Genomic DNA, 22153 nt, shown 5'->3' with positions numbered 1-22153 from the left:
CGCCGCACACCTCCGGATAATCCACCTCGTCGGGCAGCCGATAGCCCAGGGCGGTCAGCCGCGACGCGACTGTCCGAGCTGCGTCAGCCTTCGGGATAGAAGACGAAGAGGGTGCAGCCGGTGGTGGTCTGCGGGATGTGCGAGGAGCCCGCCGGGGCGTGGAGGAAGGTGCCCGCCGGGTAGTCGCGGTGGCCGTCGTTGAAGGTGCCGGAGACGACGAAGACCTCCTCGGGGCCCGGCTCGTGGACGTCCAGCCCCTCCCAAATGCTGCCCGGGTCCATCTCCAGGACGTGGGCCTTCGCGCCGTTCTCGCCGGTCCACAGCGGGCGCAGCCGGATGCCCGGGAAGAGTTCCTTCGCCGGCGCGTCCGCGACCGCCGACCATGTGTATCCGTCCGTGATGTTCATGCTCGCAACACTGACACGGTGGAACAACGCCCCCAAGATGTCAGCCAGTTGCTCTCGGTACCCCACTGAAGCGGCCGCCGTGCCCAGTGGGGTGGACACGGCGGCCGGGTGTTCAGTTGCGTCTCAGGTGACGGTGACTTACTTGACGACCTTCAGCAGCTTGTTCGGGGTGCCCTCGCTCGGGTTGGAGATCTTGTCGGCGGTGGCACCGTCGGTGAGCGCCTTCGCCACGTCGGCGGGCTTGGCGTCCTGGTGGCCGCTCAGGTAGACGGCGGCGGCGCCCACGACGTGCGGGGTGGCCATCGACGTACCGGAGATGGTGTTGGTGGCGTCGTCGCCGGTGTTCCAGTCGGAGGTGATGTCCGAGCCGGGGGCGTAGATGTCGACGACCTTGCCGAAGTTGGAGAAGTCGGACTGCTCGTCGGCGTCGGTGCTGGAGGCGACGGTGATCGCGTCCTTGACCCGGGCGGGCGAGCTCTCGCTCGCGTCGGCGGACTCGTTGCCCGCCGCGACACCGAAGGTGACACCGGAGTCGATGGCCTTCTGCACCGCCGCGTCCAGGGCCTCGTCGGGGGTGCCGCCGAGGCTCATGTTGGCGACGGACGGGCCCTTGTGGTTCTTGGTAACCCAGTCGATGCCGGAGACCACCTGTTCGGTGGTCCCCGAGCCCTGGTCGTCCAGGACTCTTACGCCCACGACCTTGGCCTTCTTGGCCACGCCGTGGTCGGTACCGGCGATGGTGCCCGCGACGTGGGTGCCGTGGCCGTTGCCGTCGTCGGCGTCCTCGTCGTTGTCGATGGCGTCGAAGCCGGAGGTGACGCGGCCGTCGAAGTCCTTGTGCGAGGCACGGACCCCGGTGTCGATGACGTACGCGGTGACACCCTCACCCGCGCTGTCCGGGTAGGTGTACTTCTTGTCGCCCTTGGTGTCGGCCTGGTCGATCCGGTCCAGACCCCAGGACGGCGGGTCCGCCTGGGTGGTCTTGATGGAGTAGCGGTGGTTCTGGACGACCTTGGCGACCGACGGGTCGGCGGCCAGCCGCTTGGCCTCGGTCTCGCTGAGGCTGGTGGCGGAGAAGCCGTTGACGGCGGAGTCGTAGCTGCGGCGCAGCTTGCCGCCGTACTGCTCGGCCAGGTCCTTGCCCTCGGAGGCGGCCTTGACGGTCTGTCCGCCCTTGAGCATGACGATGTAGCTGCCGTCGACGGCGTTCTTGGCCTGGGTGCCGTAGACGGTGCCCTCGGCGGGCTTCGCGGTGGCGGCGCCGGCCGGGACGGCCACGAAGGCACCGGCGGTGACGGCGCCCGCCGCGGCTATCGCCAGGGTGAGTCGACGCGCGTTGCGCTGCTTGTGTACTGCCATGACGAGGGATCCTCCTCGTGCGGTTGTGGGGGGTTTTCGCGCACGGTGTTTTCACACGCGGTTGCGATGGCACCGGAGCGTGTTCGGATCACTCCGGGCTGAGACGAAACCCTGGCGGATGGAACCGGGCAATTCAAGATCCTGGTCCATGTGTGACATATGCAACGTCATCACAGCACGATCACGACAAGTCCCTTTACCTGTAAGGGGCTTGGACCGAAGAGGTAGGGTCGGCCCCCTTCCCCGAGGTGGAGGACCCCGCCCCCCCGCCTCACCGGGCCGCCCGCGCGGGCAGTTGGAGCGCCCGGCACCGCTGGACGGCGGTCGGGGGCTGGCTGCTGCTGGTCGTTCTCGTGCTGGCCGTGGGGTCGATGACGGGCCGGGTCGACTCGACCAACAGTGAGGAGCGTCCGGGCGAGTCCGGGCATGCCCTGAAGATTCTGGACGACGCGGGCATTGTCGAACCGGCCGGGGAAACCGTCCTGATCCAGGCGAAGGACGGCGGAGTGACCGCGGACGACCCGGAGTTCCGGCGCGCGGTCGACGCGGTGCTGTCCGCGGTGCGCGGCACCGGTGAGGCCACCGCGGTGAAGTCCCCGGGCTGAGCATGGACTACCACGTGTTCGTGGTCTCCCGGATCCGCGAGGCGCGGCTGGCCGGGCGCACCACCCGGGACGCGGTGGTGCACGGACGTGGTCACCCACGACGAGACGGCGCCCACCCCGCCCCCGGCGACCGCCCCGCCGGGCACGCTCCCCGCCCCAAAGCTGGATGACCGACCCGGGTACGCCAAGGTCTGACGGACCGCCGCTCTCCCTCACCCGGTCGCGTGGCTCCCCATGAGCCGCGCGGCCGGTTCCGTCGTACCGCTGAGCGGCCCGGCCGGGAGTTCGGCTTCGATCAGGTCGGCGGCTCGCTCCGGGCCGCCTTCGGCAGCCATGCGGGCCTTGACCTCGGCGCAGCGGGCGGCCACCCGGGGGTCGTCCGTGAGGGCGAGGACGGCCGCTCGCAGCGATTCCGCCGTGACCTCTTCCTTGGGCAACTGCCGGGCGACACCGAGCGATTGGAGGGTGGCGGTGTTGCGGAACTGGTCGACGGCCTGGGGCACGGCCACCATCGGGACGCCGCAGCTCAGTGCCTCCTGGCTGCCGCCCGCGCCCGCGTGGGTGACGAAGGCGTCGGCCTGCTGGAGGACGCTGACCTGGGGCACCCAGGTGTGGGTTTCGATGTTGGCGGGCAGGGCGCCGAGGCCGTCCGGGTCGACGTATCCGCCGATCTGGAGGACGACGTGCCAGCCGGGGAGGTCGCCGAAGGCGTCGACGCAGGCGCGGTAGAAGCCGGGTTCCCTGGTCCAGGTCGAGCCGAGTGAGATCAGCAGGACGCGGTCCGTGGGGGCGAGGGCGTCCGGGCGATGCCACTGGCCGTCGTCGTGGCGGGTGGCGTGGCAGCGGCCGACGAAGGAGTAGACGGAGGTGTCGACGCGGTCGGCGTGGGGCTGGAACAGCTCGGGGATGAGGGCGAGGCAGCGGCGGGGGCGGCCGGTGAGGCGGTCGGGGTCGGTGCCGGGCATTCCGTTCTCGGCGAGCCAGGCGCTGAAGCGCGCGTAATAGGCCCGGCCCCGCTCGGAGTGGCGCAGGTGCCCGTACTTCGGATCGAAGACCTCTTCCTTGTAGCCCTCCCAGGCCACGAAGCTCGGCGCCAGCTCGACGGCGGGCACGCCCCAGCGGCGGGCGAGGAGGTGCGCCGGGTAGGCGGTGATGTCGTAGAGGATCAGGTCCGGCTCGTCGCCCTCGTACGCCTTCAGGTGCTGGGGCAGCGCCTGGATGGCCTCGGTCAGGAAGGGCTCGACGTAATCGATCAGTTCGGCGTCTTCCGGCATGTCGTCCTGGAAGAGGACCGTGTCGTAGGTCCTGGGCTCGGCGCCGGTTTCGGCGACCTTGTCGGCGAACGATTGGGGAATGGCGTAAGTGACCCGGTGGCCGCGGGCCACCAACTCGCGGATCACCTCAAGGCTGGGGTTGACGTGCCCGTGCGCCGCGATGCCGAACATGGCTATATGGGCGGGCTCTTGGGCACGCATCGCTGAGGTCATGGTGCGGAACTTAGGCGAGGCCGATTGCCTCATGCAACTATCAACACACCCGCCCCACACCCTAACGCTGGTATCGAGCGAGCACCAGTCCCCCGTCCTTGATCAATCTTTTTCTCAGTCTTTCCATTCCGATGGCTCCGCTGTAGTACTCCTGGAGCGCGGGTGTGGCCACCTTGTCCTTCCACTCCCGGTAGCCGCGCACCGACAGGGCGGGGGCCGGACGCAGTTGGGCGGCCAGGGCCGTTCCGGTGGCCCAGCCGTGCTCGGATGTGTGCAGCGCCGGGTCGCGCAGCGCGCCGGTGCCCGTGGGCAGCATCCAGTCGCCCAGCGCGAGCCGCGCCATGTTGCGCGGGCGCAGGAAGAATTCGAGGAAGCGGGCCGCCTCCCGCCGGTACGGGCTGTCCTCGGCGATGGACAGGGTCTGCGGGCCGACCCCCTGGCGCCGGTCGCCGCCGGGCCCGGCGGGCGCGGGCAGCACCGTCCAGGCGAAGCCCTCGGGGGCCTGCTGGACGATCTGCTGACGGTACGAGAAGCCGAGCGGCACCATGGCGTACTTGCCGCCGAAGAAGCCGGGGAGGGTGTCCGAACCGCCCATGCCGAGCGTGGACTTGGCCGCCGTACGGGCGATCGCGCGCGGGACGCGCTGATCGGCGGCGCCGAAGCGGACGGTGACCTTGCCGTCGTCGCCGCGGTGGAAGACCCGGCCGCCGGTGGAGAGGGCGAGGCCCAGGGTCGCGGCGACGGGGTCCTTGAGCGGCCAGCCGACCCCGTACGTCCCGCCCCGGGTGAGCGCCCGCGCCACGTCCTCGAACTCCGCCCAGCTCCAGGGGTCGCGCACGGTCGGGATCCGCACCCGCGCCCGCTCCAGCAGCGCCCGGTTGGCGATGATCACGCGCGGCTCCTGGAGGAACGGCACCCCGTAGACGCCATCGCCGAAGGTGGTGGTCGCCCAGCTGTGGGCCGGGATGTCGGCCTTCAGCCGGTCCGGCAGCAGCCCGCGCAGATCGGCGAGATAGCCGCCGTACGCGAAGTCGGCGAGGTCGTCGGCGGCGTCGTGGATGATGTCGGGCGCCTCACCGCCCTCGAAGGAGGTGAGGAGCTGGTCGTGGACGCCGTCCCAGCTGCCCTGGACGTACTCGACTCTGATCCGGGGGTGGGCCGCGTTCCACTCCGCCACCAGCCGCTTGTTGGCCTCGACGGACTCCTTCTGCCAGGCCAGCGACTGGAAGCGGAGGGTCACGTGTCCCCCGCGGGCGCGGCGCCGCGCGGGCGCGCACCCGGGCGCCAGAGCGGCGGCGCCGACGGTCAGCAGCGTACGGCGGCGCATCAGGACTTCACCGCCCCGGCCAGCGTCCCGCTGGTGATCCGCCGCTGGATGACGGCGAACAGGACGAGCGAGGGCAGGGTGGCGAGCAGCGAGGCGGCGGCCAGCGGGCCGAGGTCGGCGACGCCCTCCGCGCCGATGAAGTGGGTGAGGACGACGGGCATGGTCTGCTTCTGCGGGGTCTTGAGCAGCACCAGCGCGAAGAAGAACTCGTTCCACGCGGTGATGAAGGCGAAGAGGGCGGTGGCCACGAGGCCGGGCGCCAGCAGCGGCATGGTGACCGAGACGAGGACGCGCAGCCGCCCCGCTCCGTCCACGGCCGCGGCCTCCTCCAACTCCCTGGGCACGGCGCGGGCGTACCCCGCCAGCATCCACAGGGCGAACGGCAGGGACCACACCACGTACACCATGATCAGCCCGGACAGGGAGTTGATCAGGTACAGGTTCTTGAGCACGAGGAACAGCGGGATGATCACCAGGACGAAGGGGAACGCCTGGCTGACCACGACCCAGCCGGTGGCCGCCCGGGACAGCGGGGAGCGGTGGTGCCGGGCCATGACGTACGCCATCGGGGTCGCGATGACGACGGTGATGACCGCGGCGGCGACGGAGGCGGTCAGGCTGTTCGCCGCAGCCCGCAGCAGCGGCTGCTCGTCGAACGCCTGGCGGAAGTTGTCGAGGGTCGGGTCCAGGGGGATCCAGCCGGGGTCCGGGCTCGCCAGCTCGCGCGGCGGTTTGAACGCGGTGGACAGCAGCCACAGCAGCGGGAACGCGAGGAAGACGAGGTAGCCCAGCAGGGCGAGGTACTGCCCGGCGCGGGCTGCCCGGCGCCTGCGCACGACGGCGGCCCGGTTCATGCGTCGTCCCCCTTGAGCCGCCCGACGAGGAAGAGCGCGAGGAGCACGGAGACCACCGCGACCAGCACGCATCCCATGGCGGCCGCGTACCCGAACTGCCCGTAGCCAAAGGCTTCTTCGTACGCGAAGAGCATCGGCAGCCGGGTGCGCCCGCCGGGCCCGCCCCCGGTCAGGACGTAGACCAGCGCGAAGGAGTTGATGTTCCAGATGAGGCTGAGCGCGCTGATGGCCAGCGCCACGGGCCTGATGGCGGGCCAGGTGACGGTGCGGAAGCGGCGCCAGGCGCCCGCGCCGTCCACCGCCGCGGCCTCGTGCAGCTCGCGCGGTACGTTGGCGAGCGCGGCCAGCAGGGTGACCGTCACCTGCGGCAGCCGCGCCCAGATGCCGACGACGATCACGGCGGGCAGGGCGGTGGAGAGGCTGCCCAGCCAGTCCCGGTCGGTGCCCAGCGCCTCGCCCAGCACCCCCGCGTCGGGGTGGTACACCAGGCGCCACATGATGCCGACGACGACCTCGGGCATCGCCCACGGCACGATCGCCAGCGCCCGCGCCAGCCAGCGGAAGCGGAGGTTCTGCACCAGCAGCAGCGCCAGCCCGAGCGCCAGCACGAACTGCGGAACGGTCACCGCGACCGCCCACACCAGACCGATCCGGAACGACTCCCAGAAGAGCGTGTCGCGGGCCAGGTCCTGGAAGTTGAGCAGCCCGGTCCACTGGGTCGGCTCGGTGCGGCCGGACTGGGCGTCGGTGAAGGCCAGCGCGATCCCGTACAGCAGCGGGCCGACGCTGAGCAGCAGGATGGGCAGCAGCGCGGGCAGCACCAGGAACCACGCGCCGTGGCCGGTTCCGGGCCCCCGCCGCGCGGCGGGGGCGCCGCCGCCGTCCGGCCCGCGGGCCGGAGGCTTGTCGGACCGCGCCGTCGCGGTCGTGGGTGTCACGCCCGTCATCGTGCGGACGGCGCGGGGCCCCGTCAAGGAGTCCGGCCGATCAAGGAGTCCGGTCGGCCGATCCCAGCAGCGTACGGGTGATGGTCTCGGCCAGGGCCGCCGCCTGGGCGGGCTGTTCGAGGTAGAAGTGGTCGCCGGGGAGGCGGGGCGTGACGGAGGTCCGTCCGGTCGTGCTGTGCCGCCAGCTGTCCAGCTGGGCATCGGTGAAGACGTCGTCAGTGCCGCAGCACACCACGAGATCGGCGCTCACGACGGTGGTGGCCGGGCGCTTGCGCAGGAACGAGTCGCCGAGCGAGAAGTCGGCGCGCAGCAGGGCCGCGGTGCGCTCCCGCAGCACGGGGTGTTCGCGGATCTGCGGGGAGATCGTGCCGCCGGACTTCTCGGCGATGGCGAAGATCTCCTCGTCGGTGGTGAGCAACGGCGAGCCCTCACACGGCAGTTCGGCGCTCACCGGGCCCGCGTTGGCGGAGGCGAAGAGGGTGGAGCAGCGCGGACCGCCGGTCTCCGCCAGCCGAGCCGCCAGGCAGAGGCCGAGGTACGCGCCCACGCTGTGGCCGAAGATCGCGATCTCGTCCGGCTGCCCGGCGACCGCCCGCAGCAGGTCGTCGACGGCGTCCTCGATGGTGGTGACGGGCGCCTCGCGCCACCGCTTGCCGCGGCCGGGCAGCTCCAGCGGCAGCGGCTGGATGCCGTCCGGCAGGGCCTCGGCGAGCCGGTCGAAGACGGCGGCGGAGCCGCCCGCGTGGTGCAGCATGATGAGGGGGCGGGGCGTCATACGTACCTCCTGCGGACCGTCGCGGCGAGCACCGCGGGAAGAGTGGGACGGGCGGGAAGGGGGCACGGCGGGGCGGCCCGGGGCCGCCCCGCCGTGGCGCCGGAACGAGGTCAGCCGGCCGTCGGGTGGCTGGGGACCTGGCGCGGCACGAACTCGTAACCGCGCTGGCTCGTGCGGGCTATCCGGTTGTGTCCGTACTCGTCGACGCCGGAGGCGAGGACCGCTCCGTACTTTTCGAGGTTGATGCCGTCGCCGTACTCGGTCAGGTTCTCGGTGCCGGGGTAGACCTGCACCTGGGTGGGCACGTAGCGGGCGGCGAAGCCCATGCGGTAGTCGGTCTTGCTGCCGGTGTGCGGCAGCGAGGCGTGCATGGTGTTCGACCAGAAGATGACGGCCTCGCCCGGCTTGAGGACCATCGGGTACGCCTGCGACTCGTCCGGCTTCCAGTTGGGGTCCTTCTGGAGGGACCGGTAGTCGTAGCCGAAGAAGCCGCGCTTGATGCCGTCCTTCTCGCGCTGGTTGATGGCGTCCGCGTCGTAGTCCATGCCCTTGGACTCGTCGTAGTTCATCGACGTGTGGGTGCCCGGCATGAGCTGGAGGCAGCCGTTCTGCTCGGTGGAGTGGGTGAACGCGGTCCACACCGTGATGGTGCCGATGAAGGCGGGGCGGCCCTCGTCGGACGGCCAGATGATCTGCGGCTTGCCGGTCGCGTGGGCGAAGGTGGCCGCCTGGTGCCAGTCGGTGCCCTCGTCGCCCTGGTACTTGGGGAAGAACTCGCTGCGCCAGCAGAGCAGGTTGGGGCCGATGAGGGAGGCGACACGGTCGACGATCTCGGGCCGCATGATGTGCTCGGCCAGCAGGTCGATGTCGAGGTGGCGGTCGTAGTTGGAGATGTTGGCCTTGCCGTTGCTGTCCGGGTAGATGGCCAGGGAGCGGTCGAGGAGCTGGCGCCGGATGGTGTTCCAGCGGCGGGTCATCTCCTCGGGCTCGAAGACCTTGACCGGGCCGATGTAGCCGTCCCGCTCGAACCGGGCCACCTCTTCGGGGCTGAAGGTGAAGTTGGCCTTCTCGCTCACAGTGGTCATGGGGATTCTCCTTCTCCTACTTGGCGGTCCGGGCGCGGGTGACGGCGTCGGCGATGGCCTCGCCGATGCTGCGCTCGAAGAGGATCTGCATGTCCAGGTCGACGCCGAGGTCCTTCTTGACCCGCTCGCTCAGCTCCAGGGCCAGGACGGAGTGGCCGCCGAGGTCGAGGAAGTTGTCCTGGGCGGACAGGTCGGACTCCTCCAGCAGCTCACCCACCCAGGTGACGGCCAGGTTGTCGGGGTGCGCGGTCTGCGCCTCGGTGATCTGTTGTCCCGTCATGAACGTGCCACCTCTTCCTCCCAGGACCGGGCGACGGCCGCCCGGTCGACTTTTCCGTTGACGGTGCGGGGCAGCCCCGGCAGCCGCAGATAGCGCGCCGGGTGCATATAGGCCGGCAACAGGGTCTTGATGTGGTCCCGCAGCTCCCGTGCGGTGGTCGCGCCGCTGCCCTCACGGGCCACGTAGGCGCAGACCAGCCGGAGGTCGCCGGGCTTGAACTCGCGCACCGTGACGACCGCGTCGACGACGTCGTCGTGGCGGCGCACGGCGGTCTCGATGTCGCTCAGCTCGATGCGATAGCCGCGCAGTTTGACCTGGAGGTCGGCGCGGCCCTCGTACGCGAACCGGCCGTCCGGCAGCTCGCTGACCAGGTCCCCGGAGCGGTAGTAGCGGACGGACTCGCCGGTCCTGCCGTCGGTCACCACCGGGAACTTCTCCGCGGTCAGCTCCGGGCGGCTCAGATAGCCCTCGGCCAACTGGGCCCCGGCCAGCCACAGTTCACCGGTCTCGCCCAGGGCCACGTCCCGGCCGTCGTCGCCGACGACCCGGGTACGGAACGACGGCAGCGCGCGGCCGATGACCGAGGCGTCCTGCGCCAGGTACGCCTCGCCGATCTCCTCGAAGGTCGTGAACACCGTGGTCTCGGTGATCCCGTAACCGTTGACCAGCCGCGGCCGGTCCAGCCCGAACGCCTTGGCCCAGGGCCGCAGCATGGGCGCGGTGAGCTTCTCGCCGCCGAAGATGACGTAGCGCAGCCCCGAGACGTCCCGGCCGCCGCGCACCGCCGCCTCGGTGAGCGCGAGGAAGGCGGTGGGCGTCTGGTTGATGACGGTGACGCCCCGGTCGATGATGACCGACAGGTACTGCTCGGGCGTACGCGCCGCCCAGTGCGGCAGCACCACCAGCTCCGCGCCGGTGGAGAACGGCCCCCAGATCTCCCACACCGAGAAGTCGAACGACAGCGAGTGGAACAGCAGCCAGCGGTCGTCCGCCGTGAAGTCGAACACCGATGGCGCGCCGGTGAGCAGGGCCAGCACATTGGCGTGGCGTACCGGCACGCCCTTCGGATTGCCGGTGGTCCCGGAGGTGTAGATGACGTACGCCGTGTCGTCGGCGCCCGGGCGCACCGTGTCCCCGGCGTGCGTCACGGGCTCCGGCCGCGCGTCCCGGCACTCCGCGACGGCTGCGGTGCGGACCACCCTGGTGACCGCGCACCCCTCGTAGGGCTCGCCGATCAGCGCGCTCGCACCGCTGTCGGCGAGGATGAAGTCGCTCCGGGAGACCGGGTTGCGCAGGTCCACCGGGACGTACGCGGCGCCGCACTTGAGGATGGCCAGGATCGCGACGATGGCCTCGGCACCCGGCGTCATGCGCAAGCCGACGCGGTCCCCGGGCCGTACCCCCTCGGCGAGCAGGGTCCGGGCCACCGCGTCCGACCAGGCGTCGAGCCGCCGGTAGGAGACGCGGTCGTCCTCGGCGGACAGCGCCGTCCGCTCCGGCGCCGTCGCGGCGACGTCTCGGAAGAGGCTCACGAGATCGGAATTCCGCGCGATGGGGTCCGATGTCATGGATTGCAGCAGCATTTCGGGAAACCCTTCTTGCGGCCGTCGGAAATGACAGAAGACATTGCGCAGCGCACCGCGTGGGGCCGTGCCCGCCACGAGTGTTCGCGATGACCCGGCGTCTGACCGGGACGCGATTCACTATCACCGCGGGGCACTGAGCGCCTCAATTGAACCTTCGTACAGGCGAGTTCCGGTGCCGTCGGCGAGGCGGGGGGCACGGGCCCTTCACCGGCCCGTTACGCTGTGGCCCGACCACCGCAGATGACGGGACGTCACCTGCACGGCCCCGCCCCTGCGCGCACCGGGGCGCTCGGCCACTTCAGCATCACCCGCACCAGCGGCAACGCACCAGCAGCAACTGCACCGGCAGCAACGCACGGGCAACAACGCAACGGCACTAACGCACCAGGCAAAGGGGGAAGCGCATGTCGCAGAAGCAGCAAAGGCCCCAAGGGGGCACCAACCCCTATCTCTTACTGACGACCACGATGGTCTTATGGGGCAGCGGCTTCAGCAGTTCCAAGGTGGTCGTCGACCATCTGCCGCACGCCGTGGCGGCCCTGCTGCGCTTCGGCGGCGGGGCGGTGGTCCTGCTCATCGCGCTGCGCTTCGTCCCCTCCCAGCAGGCCACGTCCGGGCGCGACGTGGGGCGCGCGGCCGGGGCGGGAGTGCTCGGCGTCTTCCTGTACAACCTGCTGTTCTTCTGGGGACTTTCGCTGGCGCCGGCGATGGACAGCACCACCATCATCCCCGTCATGAGCCCCGTGCTGACCACCGGATTCCTGCTGGTCACCCGCAAGGAGCGGGCGTCCGCCGGACGGGTCGCGGGGCTGGCGCTGGGGCTGACCGGGGCCGTGATCTTCCTGATCGGCGCGCGGACCGACGCGGGCGCGGGCGGCGACCGGTTCCTCGGCGATGTGCTGTTCCTGCTGAGCGCGGCCTGCTGGGCGGCGTTCACCCTGCTCGGCCCCCGGGTGCTCGCCGGGATCGAACCGCTTCGGGCCACGGCGTACGCGATGAGCTGCGGCGCCATCCTGCTGGGCCTGTACAGCGTGCCCTCCGCGATGGACGCGGACTGGGGCGCGGTGCCCGCCACCACCTGGATCAACGCGGTGTTCGTGGCGATCGGGCCGACGGCCGTGGCGAACCTCTTCTACTACCGAGGCGTCGGGGCGGTGGGCCCGGCCTCCGCCTCGATCATGATGTTCATGGTGCCCGCGGTCGGCACCCTGTGTTCCTACCTCTTCCTGGGCGAGACGTTCGGCGCGGTCCAGGCCATCGGCGCGGTCGTACTGCTGGCCGGCGCGGTGCTGGCGGTCACCCAGGGCCGGGTGCGGCCGAAGACCGGGGAAGCGGCCGAGGCGGTGGCCGCGGCGGGCGCGGAGGACCGCGAACGCGGCTCCGCCGAGCGGCGCGGATGACGGGGCGCGGATGAGCGACGCCGCTGACCGGCTCGCTTGACCGGAAATCGAGTGAATCTAGCATGATCGCTCGTCCGCGCCTCGATCGAGAATGCGCCATTGCGGCCCGCCGGTGATGCCGTCTCAGAGAGCAAGACGATTCCGCATCGTCCGTCACCACAGACTCGCAGGTAGACGGCCACATCCGGCGGGCTGCACGAACGGGAAGTGAAGCTCGTCACACAGCTCTGACATCGGCGTCTTCCGTATACTGCCGGGGCCCATAAGGCTGACGTGAATTCACCTATTGCCCGGACCCGCGACCCGCGTTTTCGGGAGAGGGAGATACATGGCCACACAGGGAAGCCTGATCGGTTTAGCCAACAGGAAAGTTGCTCTGGCCCCGAACGCTCGCCGGACCTGGCAGGAAGAGCTGGACCGGGTGCCCTCGCTTTCGAATCGCGAATTCGACGTGTTCCGCTTGCTCGGTGACGGGGAGTCCAACCGGTCCATAGCGTCCCGGCTTGCCGTCACCGAACGCACGGTCAAAGCACATGTGGCGCAGATCCTGACAAAGCTGCATGTGGAGTCCCGGCTGCAAGCGGGTCTGGTCTCGTATGCCTGGATTGAATCACTGCGCACGACCATGTGACGGGCACGCACCACTCCCATCCGGCCGGCCTCTGCTGCCCTGCGTGAGGCCGGCCCGTCCGTGTGTACCAAGGTTCAATTGAGCCCGCTTTCGGCCTCCCGGCACCCTGGATATGCCTCTGGATCTTCCACATCCCGTGGAGGAATCCGGCATCAGCATTCTCGTGCCACACCAAGCACCACCTTCAACACCATCACCATCACCACCACTGATGACTGTGACCGTGTTTCAGATGCGAGTGGAGGCCGAGGCAACTCATGGGCAAGGCTCGGGCCGGTTCCGGCCGCTGGATACATCACTGGAACCCCGAGGACCGGGAGTTCTGGAAACGCGAGGGCAGCCGCGTCGCACGGCGCAATCTGGTGCTGTCCGTCGCGACCGAACACCTCGGCTTCTCGGTGTGGAGCCTGTGGTCGGTCCTGGTCCTCTTCATGTCCCCCGCGACCGGATTCACCTTCGACGCCGGGGAGAAGTTCCTGCTGGTCGTCGTCCCCACGCTGGCCGGGGCGGCGCTCCGGCTGCCCTACCGCTACGCCGTGACCCGCTTCGGCGGCCGCGACTGGACGGTGTTCGCCACCGCCTCCCTGCTGCTCCCCATCGCGCTCGCGGTCTGGGTGATCCAGCGGCCGGACGCCCCGCTGTGGGTGTTCCTGGTGGCCGGGACGACGGCCGGGCTCGGCGGCGGCAACTTCGCCTCGTCGATGACCAACATCAGCGGCATCTTCCCCCGCCGCCACCAGGGCCGGGCGCTGGGCATCAACGCGGGCGGCGGCAATCTGGGCGTGGCCGTGGTGCAGCTGCTCGGGCTGCTGGTGGCGGCCACCGCGGGGCTCGGCCACCCCGAGTACCTGGCCGCGGGATATCTGCCGCTGGCGGCACTGCTGGCGGTGCTCGCCGCCCGGCGGATGGACAACTTCACCGCCGTACGGGCCCGCCCGGGGGCGCTGCGCGAGGCCCTGGGCAGCCGCCACACCTGGTGGATGTCGCTGCTGTACGTCGGCACCTTCGGCTCGTTCATCGGCTACGGCTTCGCGTTCGGCCTGGTCCTCCAGTACGAGTTCGGCGCCAGCGCGCTGGAGGCCGTCTCGTACACCTTCCTCGGCCCGCTGCTCGGCTCGCTGTTCCGGCCGCTCGGCGGGTTGCTGGCCGACCGGTGGGGCGGTGCGCGGGTGACCCTCGTGGACCTCGCCGCCATGGCCGCCGGGACCGGGGTGCTGCTGCTGGCCTCCGCAACGCATTCGTTCACCCTGTTCGTGGCCGCCTTCTGCGTGCTCTTCGTGCTGTCGGGGATCGGCAACGGCTCGGCGTACACCATGATTCCGGCGGTCTTCGCCCAGGACGCGGAGAAGGCCGTCACCGCGGGCGAGGACGCCACCCGCGCCTTCGCCCGGGCCCGTGAGCTGTCCGGCGCGGTCATCGGCGTCACGGGCGCGATCGGCACGCTCGGCGGCGTCGCCGTGAACCTGGCCTTCCGCGCCTGCTACGACGGCCCCGGCGGCACCGGTGACGCCGCGTTCACCGCCTTCCTCGGCTACTACGCGGTCTGCGCGGTGGTGACCTGGGCGGTCTATCTGCGCGGCGCACCCGGCGGCGGGCCCGGAACCGGCAGCTCCGCCCGGCGTGCGGAGGTCTCCCATGTCTGAATCCCGCTCCCCCGCGTCCCCTGCCAGACCCGCGGGCCCCGCCGCGCCGTCCGCCGTCTCCCCGTCCGTGGCGACCCACTGCCCGTACTGCGCCCTCCAGTGCGGCACCTGGCTGGGCCACGAGGACGGCACGGTCGTCGTGCGGCCCTCCGACTTCCCCGTCAACCGGGGCGGGCTGTGCCAGAAGGGGTGGACCGCCCCCGCCCTCCTCGACACCCCGGTGCGGCTCCACAACCCGCTGATCCGCTACCCGCGCGGGACGCTGGAACCGGTCGGCTGGCACCAGGCGCTGGACACCGTCGCGGACCGGCTGCGCCGGATCCGGGACGCGCACGGCCCGGACGCGGTGGCGGTGTTCGGCGGCGGCGGGCTGACCAATGAGAAGGCGTATCTGCTGGGCAAGTTCGCCCGGGTGGCGCTGGGCACCAGCCGCATCGACTACAACGGCCGGTTCTGCATGTCCTCCGCGGCGGCCGCCGGGAACGCCGCCTTCGGCGTCGACCGCGGACTGCCGTTCCCGGTGGGCGACCTCGACGACGCCGAGGTGATCCTGCTCGCTGGGGCGAACCCGGCCGAGACCATGCCGCCGCTGATGCGCCACCTGGCGGGCGCGCGGCTCATCGTCATCGATCCGCGCCGGACCCGGACCGCGGAGACCGCCGCCCTCCACCTCCAGCCGCAGCCCGGCACCGATCTGGCGCTCGCCCTCGGGCTGCTCCATCTCGCCGTCACCGAGGGCCGGATGGACGAGGGCTATGTGCACCGGCGCACCGTCGGGTTCGACGCCGCGTGGCAACGGGCGGTGGCCTGGTGGCCGGAGCGCGTCGAACGCGTCACCGGGGTGCCGGTGGCCGCCCAGCGCGAGGCGGTGCGGATGCTCGGCGAGGCCCGGCGGCGTTACGTCCTCACCGGGCGCGGCGCCGAACAGCACAGCAAGGGCACCGACACGGTGGCGGCCTTCATCAACCTGGCGCTCGCCCTGGGCCTGCCCGGCCGGGCGGGCAGCGGCTACGGCTGCCTCACCGGACAGGGCAACGGGCAGGGCGGCCGGGAGATGGGCCAGAAGGCCGACCAGCTGCCCGGCTACCGGTCCATCGCGGACCCCGGTGCGCGCGCCGACGTGGCCGCCGTCTGGGGCGTGGCGCCACAGGAGCTGCCCGGCCCCGGGCCGAGCGCCTATGAGCTGCTGGACTCCCTCGGCCGCCCCGGCGGACCGCGCGCGCTGCTGGTGTTCGGCTCCAACCCGGTCGTGTCCGCACCGCGCGCCGCGCGGATCGCCGAGCGGCTGGCCGCGCTGGACCTGCTGGTGGTGGCCGACTTCATGCCCTCCGAGACGGCGCTGCTGGCCGATGTGGTGCTGCCGGTGACGCAGTGGGCCGAGGAGGAGGGCACCATGACCAATCTGGAGGGCCGGGTGCTGCGCCGCCGCAGGCTCTCCGGGCCGCCGCCGGGCGTACGGAGCGACCTGGACGTGCTGCGCGGGCTGGCGATCCGGCTCGGCCAGCCGCCGGAACGTTTCCCCGCCGAACCGCACCAGGTGTTCGAGGAGCTGCGCCGCACCACCCGGGGCGGCCGGGCCGACTACTCCGGCATCAGCTACGAACGGCTCGACGCCGGTGAGGCCCTGCACTGGCCCTGCCCCGCCACCCCGCCCGGGCAGCCGCCGCACGCGGGCACGCCCCGGCTGTTCCTCGACCGCTTCGCCCACCCCGACGGCCGGGCCCGGTTCCGCGCGGTGGACCACCGGGACGCCGCCGAACTCCCCGACGGCCGCTTCCCCCTGTACGCCACGACCGGCCGGGCGCTGGCGCACTACCAGTCCGGCGCCCAGACCCGCGAGGTCCCCGAACTGCTGGCGGCCGAGCCGGAGTCGTATCTCGAAGTGCACCCGGACACCGCCGAGCGGGCCGGGCTCGCCGAGGGCGACCTCGCGCGGATCAGCTCGGCGCGCGGCACGGCCGTGGCCCGGGTGCGGCTGGTGCCGACCCTGCGCGCCGACACCGTCTTCCTGCCGTTCCACTTCACCGCGGACGGCCGGGCCAACCTCATCACCAGTACCGCCCTCGATCCGGAGAGCCACATGCCCGAGTTCAAGGTCTGCGCGGTCCGCATCGAGCCCTGGACGGCCACGGCATGAGCGCCGTCGTCGTCGTGGGCAACGGCATCGCCGCCCACCGCCTCGTGGACCGGCTGCACCACCACGGCCACCAGGGCACCGTCACCGTCCTGGGGGCGGAGCCGGTGCCCGCGTACAACCGGGTGCTGCTCCCCTCCGTGCTGGACGGCACACTCCCGGCCCGCGCCCTGGCCCTGCCCGCTCCACCCGACGGCACCGTGGTGCTGCTGGGCACCCGGGTCACCGGCATCGACCGGGAACGCCGCCTGGTGCACGCGTCGGACGGCACCAGCCACCCCTACGACCACCTGGTGCTCGCGACCGGCGCCCGGCCCCGGATACCCGCCGTCCCCGGCCTGCTGACGGAAGCCGGCCGGCTCGCCGACGGCGTCACCCCGCTGCGTACCCTCGCCGACAGCCGGCGCGTCACCGGCGGTCAGGTGGCGGTGGTCGGCGCCGGGGTGCTCGGAGTGGAGACGGCGCTCGCGCTGCGGCGCGGCGGCACCCGCGTCACCCTGGTGCATCCGCGCCCGTACCCGATGAACCGCCAGCTCGACGCCGCGGCGGGGGCGCTCCTCGCCCGCGGACTGCGCGACCACGGCATACGGCTGGAACTGTCCCGGCAGGCGGTCGCGTACTCCCCCGGCTCCCTCACCCTCGACCGCGGCCAGGCCATCGGCACCGACACCGTGATGGTGTGCGCCGGTGTCCGGCCGGACACCCGCCTGGCCCGCGCCGCCGGACTCGCCGTCCGCACCGGCGTGGTGGTCGACACCGCCCTGACCACCGACGATCCGCACATCCACGCCATCGGCGACTGCGCCGAGGAAGGCGGCACGGTCCCCGGGCTCGCGACCACCGCCTGGCACCACGCGGACCGGCTCGCGGCGATCCTCTGCGGCCGCCCCACCCGGCCCGCCACCTGCGCGTCCGTGACCCGGCTGAAGGCGCCCGGGCTGGACATCGCGGCGTACGGTCCGCCGGGACCGGCCGACGAGGTCGAGGAGACGGTGACGCTCCAGGACCCCGCCCGCGGCGGCTACGCCCGGCTGGAGCTGCGCGACCAACGGCTCCTCGGCGCCGTCCTGGTCGGCTACCCGCAGGCCATCGCCGCCCTCGGCGCCCTGGGCGACCAGGGGCTGCCGGTGCCCTCGGACCGGCTGGCGTTCCTGCTCGGCATCCCCGCCGGGCGCGGCGGACCGGTGGAACTGCCGGACGACGCGGTCGTCTGCCACTGCAACAACGTCACCAAGCGCACCCTGGCCGACAGTTGGCGCGGCGGCGCCCGCGACGCGGCCGCGCTCGCCGCGGCCACCCGCGCGACCACCGGCTGCGGCTCTTGCGCGGGCGCGGTCCGCGACCTGTGCGCCGCCCTGCACGCCGCCGCCGGGCCGCGGCCCGAACCGGCCGTGGCGGAGGCACTCCGGTGACCCGCACCCTCGTCGTCGTCGGCCACGGCATGGTCGGCCACTGGCTGGTGGAACGGATCCGGGACCGGGACCGGGAGGGCCGGTGGCGCATCGTCGTCCTCGCCGAGGAACCGCGACGCCCGCCTACGACGCGCTGGTCCTGGCCACCGGCTCCCGGCCCTTCGTCCCGCCGATCGCGGGACGCGACCTGCGGGACGGCTTCCGGGTCGCATCGAGGCCATGACCTCCCGTACCGCACCGTCGAGGACATCGAGGCCATCGGCGGCGGCGGGCTCCTCGGCCTCGAAGCGGCCAACGCGCTGCGGCTGCTGGGCATGCGGTCCCATGTGGTGGAGACGGCCCCGCACCTGCTGCCGCTGCAGATCGACGCCGGAGCCGGACAGGTCCTCGCCGACCTCATCGGCAAGCTCGGCGTGCAACCCCACTGCGGGACCATCACCCGGTCCGTCGACCCCGGCCCCGACGGGCGGGTCTGCGCGGTGACCCTCGACGACCGCACCCGGCTGGAAGCGGCCCTGGTCGTCTTCGCGACCGGCGTACGCCCCCGCGACGACCTGGCCGAACCCTCCGGTCTGACGCGCGGGCCGCGCGGCGGCATCCTCGTCGACGACCACTGCCGCACGGCCGACCCCCGGATCTGGGCGATCGGCGAATGCGCCGCCGTCGAAGGCCGCTGCTACGGGCTCGTCGCCCCCGGCTACCGCATGGCCGAAAGCGTCGCCGCGCAGCTCCTGGGCCTCCCGGCGCGGCCCTTCGCGGAGGCCGACACCTCCACCCGGCTCAAACTGCTCGGCGTCGACGTCGCCAGCTTCGGCGACTGCCACGCCGAGACACCCGGCGCCCTCGAATACATCCGCCACCACCACCGGGCGGGCAGCTACGCCAAGCTCGTCCTCGCCGACGACGCCCGCACCCTGCTCGGCGGCGTCCTGGCGGGCGACACCAGCGCCTACCCGCTCCTGCACTCCCTGATGGGCCGCGAGATGCCCGCCGGCCCCGAACAGTTGCTGCTCGGCACGCCCCACCACGGACCCCACCACGAAAGGGAACCAGCATGGACGTGATGACGGCCATCCTCACCCGCCGCAGCGAGCAGAAGCTCGCCGGTCCCGCACCCAGCCCCGAAGAGTTCCGCTACCTGCTCAAGGCGGCCTCATGCGCCCCCGACCACGGCATGCTGCGGCCCTGGCGATGGCTGCTGATGTCCGGAGACGCCCGGGACGCGCTCGCCGCCGCCCTGGCCGAGGACAACGGCAAGAGCATCGAGGCGATGCGCGCCAAGACCCGGCGGGCGCCCCTGCTGGCCACGCTCGTGTTCTCCCCCGACCCCGTCTCCCCGGTGCCGGAATGGGAACAGATGGCCGCCGTCAGCGCCATGACCACCTCGCTGATGCTGCTGCTCCACGCCCGCGGCTTCGGCAGTATCTGGCGGACCGGTGCCCAGCTCGACGCCGAACCGGTCCGCAAACTGCTCGACCTCGACCAACCCGAACGCGCCCTGGGCTGGCTGTACATCGGCACCGTGGAGCCGGGCCGCCCGACCCGCCGCCGCGAGACCCCGGACGTAGGCGACCGCCTGAAGATCTTCAGCCCCTCTCTTTAGGGGCTCGGTTCGCCTCCGGGGCGCAAGAGCCCCTGTCGACGGTCGACCGTGCTCGGTCCCTCGTTCCTCGGGACCTCCGCGCGCTCTCCCTTTCGACAGCGGCGCGCCCCTTCGGCTCACTCGCCGGAAGAACGGGGTTGCCGGAGCGCCGACCGCACCCAGGGGCGGCCAGCAGCGGCCGGGGGTGACCGGCCGGGTGCGAGACTGGGCCGTCCGGGGCCGGGGGTCCGGCCCGGGCGGTCCTGCCCGGCCGGGCAGGGCTTCGGCAGCGGGCAGGAGAGGTGCGGCGTGGCGGACGCGGGGTTCACGGAGGAGCGGGCGCGGGCGGTGCTCGCCGCCGCACTGCCGCACGGCACGGGCGACGCCACCGGGGCCCGGCTGCTGGCGCTCGGCGAGAACGCCGTCTTCGCCCTCGACCACCTCTCCCTGGTGGTCCGTGTCAGCCGCGACCTCGCCGTACGGGAGCGGGCGGCGCGGGAGTTGCGGGTCGCCGACTGGCTGGCCCGGGAGGGGGTGCCCGCGGTGCGCCCGGACCGCCGCTTCGGCGGCGCGGAGCAGCCGCTCGCGCACGACGGCCACCTGGTCACCTACTGGCAGCAGCTCCCGCCGCCGGAGCGCCCCGCCGGGCCGCGCGACCTCGCCGCGCTGCTGCGGCGGGTGCACGCCCTGCCGGATGCGCCGCCGGACCTCGCGCTGCCGCGCCGCGATCTGCTGGGCGGGGTCGAGCGCTGGCTGCGGCTGGCCGGGGAGGCGATCGATCCGGCGGACGCCGCGTATCTGCGCGCCCGCCGGGACGACATCGCGGCAGCCACCGCGGAGCTGACCCCGCACCTGGCGCCCGGTCCGATCCACGGCGACGCGCTGCCGCGCAATGTGCACATCGGGCCGGACGGTCCGGTCCTGGTCGACCTGGAGACGTTCGCCACCGATCTGCGCGAGCACGACCTCGTGGTGATGGCGCTGTCCCGGGACCGCTACGGGCTCGGCGCGGCGGCGTACGACGAGTTCACCGCGGCGTACGGCTGGGACGTGCGGGAGTGGCCGGGGTGCGCGGTGCTGCGGGGCGCGCGGGAGACGGCCAGCTGTGCGTGGGTGGCCCAGCACGCGCCGGGGAACCCGGCGGCGCTGGCCGAGTTCCGCCGTCGGGTCGCCTCGCTGCGGGAGGGCGATGCGGCGGTGCGCTGGTACGCCTTCTGAAGCGCGGTTTCACGCCGTCCACGCGGGGTCGCGGCCGCTGAGCGCGACGGCGCGGTCCAGCGCGGACGCGCCCTCGGGCACGGCGACGACGGATCCGAAGATCTCCTTCGGCCGCTCCTCGTCCGGGAACGACGACAGCCACCCGATGATCGCCTCGGCGCTGTCCGGGTCGCAGTCGTAGGGCTGCCCGGTGGCGCGGGCGAGGTCCCAGCCGTGGATCACCAGCTCGTCCAGCGCGACGACGCCCATGGCCTCGGCGGGCAGGGTGACACCGCCGGCCTGGGTGCTGCCCTCCCAGGCAGCCGGGTCCCGCCATGCGGCGGCCATCGCCTCCAGCCGCCGGGGCAGCTCCCGGCGCCAGTCGGGGTCCAGGCTCTCGGCCTGCCCAAGACCGGGATTCTCACCGGGGTGCTTCTCCGCGGCCTGACGCATGGCGGTGGCCAGCCCCATGAAGTGGTCGAGCAGATCTCCCACGGAGTAGGCCGAGCAGGGCGTGGGCGCCCCCAGCTGATCGTCCGAGACGCCGCTGAGCAGCGCCGTCACCCGCTGGGCCGCGGGGCCGAGGTCGATACGTGAGGTCTGGTCGGTCATCGCTCACTCTCCTTCTCCGGTCCGTTCCCCCTCACCTGTACGGACCGGCCGGGCGGCGGGAACTCATCGGTGCCCCGGGACTACCCGACCGCCGCCCGCGCCTCACGCAGCGGCCAGTTGCCGTCCACGACCGCGTCCGGGGTGCCCTTGCGGCGCAGCCAGGACTGGAAGTCGGCGGCCCAGTGCGCATACCACCCCACCTGCTTGTGGTGCAGATCCCACAGCTCGAGACCGGCGACCTCCCGGTGCCGCTCGGCGAGCGCGCAGGCGACGCGCACCGCGGCGAGGGCGTCCGCCCCGGCCTCGTGGGCGCGCTCGTGCGCCACCCCGTACTCCCCGCAGACCGCCTCCAGCGTGCGCTTGCCCTTGCGGTAGCGGTCGACGGCGCGGTCTATCGTGTACGGATCCACGACCGGGCCGGTGGGCGCGCCGCCCAGCCGCTCGCCCAGCGAGCGCAGCCCGTGGCGGTCCAACTCGGCGGCGAGCAGGCTCAGATCGAACGCCGCGTTGTACGCCACCACCGGCGCGCCCGTGCGCCAGTGCGCCACCAGCACGTCCGCGATCTCGTCGGCCACCTCGCGTATGGGCCGACCGGCCGCCGCCCGCTCGTTGGTGATCCCGTGCACGGCCACCGCATCGTCCGGAATGGGTACTTCCGGCGCGGCCAGCCACTCGTGCCGTCCGATCGGCTCCCCGCCCCGCACCTCGACCACCGCGGCGCTCACGATCCGTGCCGTGCGCGGATCGGTGCCCGTCGTCTCCAGATCGAACCCGATCAGCAGCTCCCTGTGCCAGCCCATGGCGGTTGCCCTCCCTTTGTTGTGCTTCCC

Annotated in this window: 20 protein-coding genes and 2 pseudogenes; 10 read left to right on the top strand and 12 right to left on the bottom strand. The window is 72.4% G+C overall.

Annotated elements, in window-relative coordinates:
* Positions 1 to 83: 83 nt before the first annotated feature.
* Both HYQ63_RS32270 and HYQ63_RS32265 read right to left on the bottom strand, forming a co-directional pair.
* Positions 84 to 407: a cupin domain-containing protein gene (locus HYQ63_RS32270; protein ID WP_179937321.1), complete on the bottom strand. Its 324-nt coding sequence runs from the start codon at positions 405 to 407 to the stop codon at positions 84 to 86.
* A 138-nt stretch (positions 408 to 545) separates the two neighbouring features.
* The gene (locus tag HYQ63_RS32265) at positions 546 to 1766 is read right to left on the bottom strand and encodes a S8 family peptidase (protein WP_179937320.1); all 1221 of its coding nucleotides are present in this window, start codon (positions 1764 to 1766) and stop codon (positions 546 to 548) included.
* A 338-nt stretch (positions 1767 to 2104) separates the two neighbouring features.
* On the opposite strand from HYQ63_RS32265, the pseudogene HYQ63_RS32260 reads away from it, so the two are divergent.
* Together HYQ63_RS32260 and HYQ63_RS46135 are read left to right on the top strand one after the other, a co-directional pair.
* A pseudogene (locus HYQ63_RS32260) lies at positions 2105 to 2365 on the top strand (hypothetical protein); the annotation flags it as partial.
* A pseudogene (locus HYQ63_RS46135) lies at positions 2365 to 2457 on the top strand (MMPL family transporter); the annotation flags it as partial. The pseudogenes HYQ63_RS32260 and HYQ63_RS46135, both read left to right, overlap by 1 nt.
* A gap of 126 nt (positions 2458 to 2583) precedes the next feature.
* On the opposite strand, the gene HYQ63_RS32250 reads toward HYQ63_RS46135, so the two are convergent.
* The 8 genes from HYQ63_RS32250 to HYQ63_RS32215 form a co-directional block, all read right to left on the bottom strand.
* The gene (locus HYQ63_RS32250; RefSeq protein ID WP_373689166.1) at positions 2584 to 3891 is read right to left on the bottom strand and encodes a macrolide family glycosyltransferase; all 1308 of its coding nucleotides are present in this window, start codon (positions 3889 to 3891) and stop codon (positions 2584 to 2586) included.
* A gap of 28 nt (positions 3892 to 3919) precedes the next feature.
* The gene (locus HYQ63_RS32245) at positions 3920 to 5185 is read right to left on the bottom strand and encodes an ABC transporter substrate-binding protein (protein WP_179937318.1); all 1266 of its coding nucleotides are present in this window, start codon (positions 5183 to 5185) and stop codon (positions 3920 to 3922) included.
* Positions 5185 to 6039: a carbohydrate ABC transporter permease gene (locus HYQ63_RS32240; protein WP_179937317.1), complete on the bottom strand. Its 855-nt coding sequence runs from the start codon at positions 6037 to 6039 to the stop codon at positions 5185 to 5187. The genes HYQ63_RS32245 and HYQ63_RS32240 overlap by 1 nt, the downstream gene beginning before the upstream one ends.
* A complete protein-coding gene (locus tag HYQ63_RS32235; protein ID WP_179937316.1) occupies positions 6036 to 6986 on the bottom strand; it encodes a carbohydrate ABC transporter permease in 951 nt (316 codons plus the stop codon). Before HYQ63_RS32235 ends, HYQ63_RS32240 begins: the two co-directional genes overlap by 4 nt.
* Before the next feature lie 40 nt (positions 6987 to 7026).
* Positions 7027 to 7761, bottom strand: coding sequence for a thioesterase II family protein (locus HYQ63_RS32230; RefSeq protein ID WP_123100362.1), 735 nt, complete (start codon positions 7759 to 7761; stop codon positions 7027 to 7029).
* A gap of 110 nt (positions 7762 to 7871) precedes the next feature.
* Positions 7872 to 8846: a chlorinating enzyme gene (locus HYQ63_RS32225; protein WP_179937315.1), complete on the bottom strand. Its 975-nt coding sequence runs from the start codon at positions 8844 to 8846 to the stop codon at positions 7872 to 7874.
* A gap of 16 nt (positions 8847 to 8862) precedes the next feature.
* Positions 8863 to 9126 (bottom strand): phosphopantetheine-binding protein, encoded by a 264-nt coding sequence (locus HYQ63_RS32220; protein ID WP_179937314.1) that lies wholly within the window; start codon positions 9124 to 9126, stop codon positions 8863 to 8865.
* Positions 9123 to 10658, bottom strand: a complete 1536-nt coding sequence (locus HYQ63_RS32215; protein WP_257232280.1) for an amino acid adenylation domain-containing protein — start codon at positions 10656 to 10658, stop codon at positions 9123 to 9125. The genes HYQ63_RS32220 and HYQ63_RS32215 overlap by 4 nt, the downstream gene beginning before the upstream one ends.
* Before the next feature lie 458 nt (positions 10659 to 11116).
* Between HYQ63_RS32215 and HYQ63_RS32210 the strand changes: the two genes are divergently transcribed.
* The 8 genes from HYQ63_RS32210 (at position 11117) to HYQ63_RS32175 (ending at position 20732) form a co-directional block, all read left to right on the top strand.
* A complete protein-coding gene (locus HYQ63_RS32210) occupies positions 11117 to 12112 on the top strand; it encodes a DMT family transporter (RefSeq protein WP_179937312.1) in 996 nt (331 codons plus the stop codon).
* A 328-nt stretch (positions 12113 to 12440) separates the two neighbouring features.
* The gene (locus tag HYQ63_RS32205; RefSeq protein WP_179937311.1) at positions 12441 to 12743 is read left to right on the top strand and encodes a response regulator transcription factor; all 303 of its coding nucleotides are present in this window, start codon (positions 12441 to 12443) and stop codon (positions 12741 to 12743) included.
* A 257-nt stretch (positions 12744 to 13000) separates the two neighbouring features.
* Complete coding sequence (locus HYQ63_RS32200; protein WP_179937310.1) at positions 13001 to 14386, top strand: MFS transporter; 1386 nt, start codon at positions 13001 to 13003, stop codon at positions 14384 to 14386.
* Complete coding sequence (locus tag HYQ63_RS32195) at positions 14379 to 16523, top strand: molybdopterin oxidoreductase family protein (protein ID WP_257232279.1); 2145 nt, start codon at positions 14379 to 14381, stop codon at positions 16521 to 16523. The genes HYQ63_RS32200 and HYQ63_RS32195 overlap by 8 nt, the downstream gene beginning before the upstream one ends.
* Positions 16520 to 17932, top strand: coding sequence for an FAD-dependent oxidoreductase (locus tag HYQ63_RS32190; protein WP_179937309.1), 1413 nt, complete (start codon positions 16520 to 16522; stop codon positions 17930 to 17932). Before HYQ63_RS32195 ends, HYQ63_RS32190 begins: the two co-directional genes overlap by 4 nt.
* Positions 17929 to 18996, top strand: coding sequence for an NAD(P)/FAD-dependent oxidoreductase (locus tag HYQ63_RS32185; RefSeq protein WP_257232278.1), 1068 nt, complete (start codon positions 17929 to 17931; stop codon positions 18994 to 18996). Before HYQ63_RS32190 ends, HYQ63_RS32185 begins: the two co-directional genes overlap by 4 nt.
* Positions 18987 to 19535, top strand: coding sequence for a nitroreductase (locus HYQ63_RS32180; protein WP_179937308.1), 549 nt, complete (start codon positions 18987 to 18989; stop codon positions 19533 to 19535). Before HYQ63_RS32185 ends, HYQ63_RS32180 begins: the two co-directional genes overlap by 10 nt.
* Positions 19536 to 19823: 288 nt before the next feature.
* Positions 19824 to 20732 carry a phosphotransferase enzyme family protein gene (locus HYQ63_RS32175; RefSeq protein WP_179937307.1) on the top strand — a complete coding sequence of 303 codons (909 nt, stop codon included), beginning with the start codon at positions 19824 to 19826 and terminating at the stop codon, positions 20730 to 20732.
* Positions 20733 to 20741: 9 nt separating this feature from the next.
* On the opposite strand, the gene HYQ63_RS32170 is transcribed toward HYQ63_RS32175, so the two are convergent.
* Positions 20742 to 21323: a TIGR03086 family metal-binding protein gene (locus HYQ63_RS32170; protein WP_179937306.1), complete on the bottom strand. Its 582-nt coding sequence runs from the start codon at positions 21321 to 21323 to the stop codon at positions 20742 to 20744.
* Positions 21324 to 21403: 80 nt separating this feature from the next.
* A complete protein-coding gene (locus tag HYQ63_RS32165; RefSeq protein WP_179937305.1) occupies positions 21404 to 22123 on the bottom strand; it encodes a 3'-5' exonuclease in 720 nt (239 codons plus the stop codon).
* Positions 22124 to 22153 lie beyond the last annotated feature (30 nt).

The organism is Streptomyces sp. Rer75 (genome assembly GCF_013414305.1).
GTDB lineage: Bacteria > Actinomycetota > Actinomycetes > Streptomycetales > Streptomycetaceae > Streptomyces > Streptomyces himastatinicus.
This window is presented reverse-complemented; position numbering and strand designations above follow the sequence as displayed.

Excerpts from the sequence above, each read along its gene's own strand:
- HYQ63_RS32270 (WP_179937321.1), bottom strand. The coding sequence starts at position 407 with ATGAACATCACGGACGGATACACATGGTCGGCGGTCGCGGACGCGCCG.
- HYQ63_RS32220 (WP_179937314.1), bottom strand. The coding sequence starts at position 9,126 with ATGACGGGACAACAGATCACCGAGGCGCAGACCGCGCACCCCGACAAC.
- HYQ63_RS32240 (WP_179937317.1), bottom strand. The coding sequence starts at position 6,039 with ATGAACCGGGCCGCCGTCGTGCGCAGGCGCCGGGCAGCCCGCGCCGGG.
- HYQ63_RS32180 (WP_179937308.1), top strand. The coding sequence starts at position 18,987 with ATGGACGTGATGACGGCCATCCTCACCCGCCGCAGCGAGCAGAAGCTC.
- HYQ63_RS32245 (WP_179937318.1), bottom strand. The coding sequence starts at position 5,185 with ATGCGCCGCCGTACGCTGCTGACCGTCGGCGCCGCCGCTCTGGCGCCC.
- HYQ63_RS32190 (WP_179937309.1), top strand. The coding sequence starts at position 16,520 with ATGAGCGCCGTCGTCGTCGTGGGCAACGGCATCGCCGCCCACCGCCTC.
- HYQ63_RS32205 (WP_179937311.1), top strand. The coding sequence starts at position 12,441 with ATGGCCACACAGGGAAGCCTGATCGGTTTAGCCAACAGGAAAGTTGCT.
- HYQ63_RS32200 (WP_179937310.1), top strand. The coding sequence starts at position 13,001 with ATGGGCAAGGCTCGGGCCGGTTCCGGCCGCTGGATACATCACTGGAAC.
- HYQ63_RS32210 (WP_179937312.1), top strand. The coding sequence starts at position 11,117 with ATGTCGCAGAAGCAGCAAAGGCCCCAAGGGGGCACCAACCCCTATCTC.
- HYQ63_RS32235 (WP_179937316.1), bottom strand. The coding sequence starts at position 6,986 with ATGACGGGCGTGACACCCACGACCGCGACGGCGCGGTCCGACAAGCCT.
- HYQ63_RS32165 (WP_179937305.1), bottom strand. The coding sequence starts at position 22,123 with ATGGGCTGGCACAGGGAGCTGCTGATCGGGTTCGATCTGGAGACGACG.
- HYQ63_RS32250 (WP_373689166.1), bottom strand. The coding sequence starts at position 3,891 with ATGAGGCAATCGGCCTCGCCTAAGTTCCGCACCATGACCTCAGCGATG.
- HYQ63_RS32265 (WP_179937320.1), bottom strand. The coding sequence starts at position 1,766 with ATGGCAGTACACAAGCAGCGCAACGCGCGTCGACTCACCCTGGCGATA.
- HYQ63_RS32170 (WP_179937306.1), bottom strand. The coding sequence starts at position 21,323 with ATGACCGACCAGACCTCACGTATCGACCTCGGCCCCGCGGCCCAGCGG.
- HYQ63_RS32195 (WP_257232279.1), top strand. The coding sequence starts at position 14,379 with ATGTCTGAATCCCGCTCCCCCGCGTCCCCTGCCAGACCCGCGGGCCCC.
- HYQ63_RS32225 (WP_179937315.1), bottom strand. The coding sequence starts at position 8,846 with ATGACCACTGTGAGCGAGAAGGCCAACTTCACCTTCAGCCCCGAAGAG.
- HYQ63_RS32230 (WP_123100362.1), bottom strand. The coding sequence starts at position 7,761 with ATGACGCCCCGCCCCCTCATCATGCTGCACCACGCGGGCGGCTCCGCC.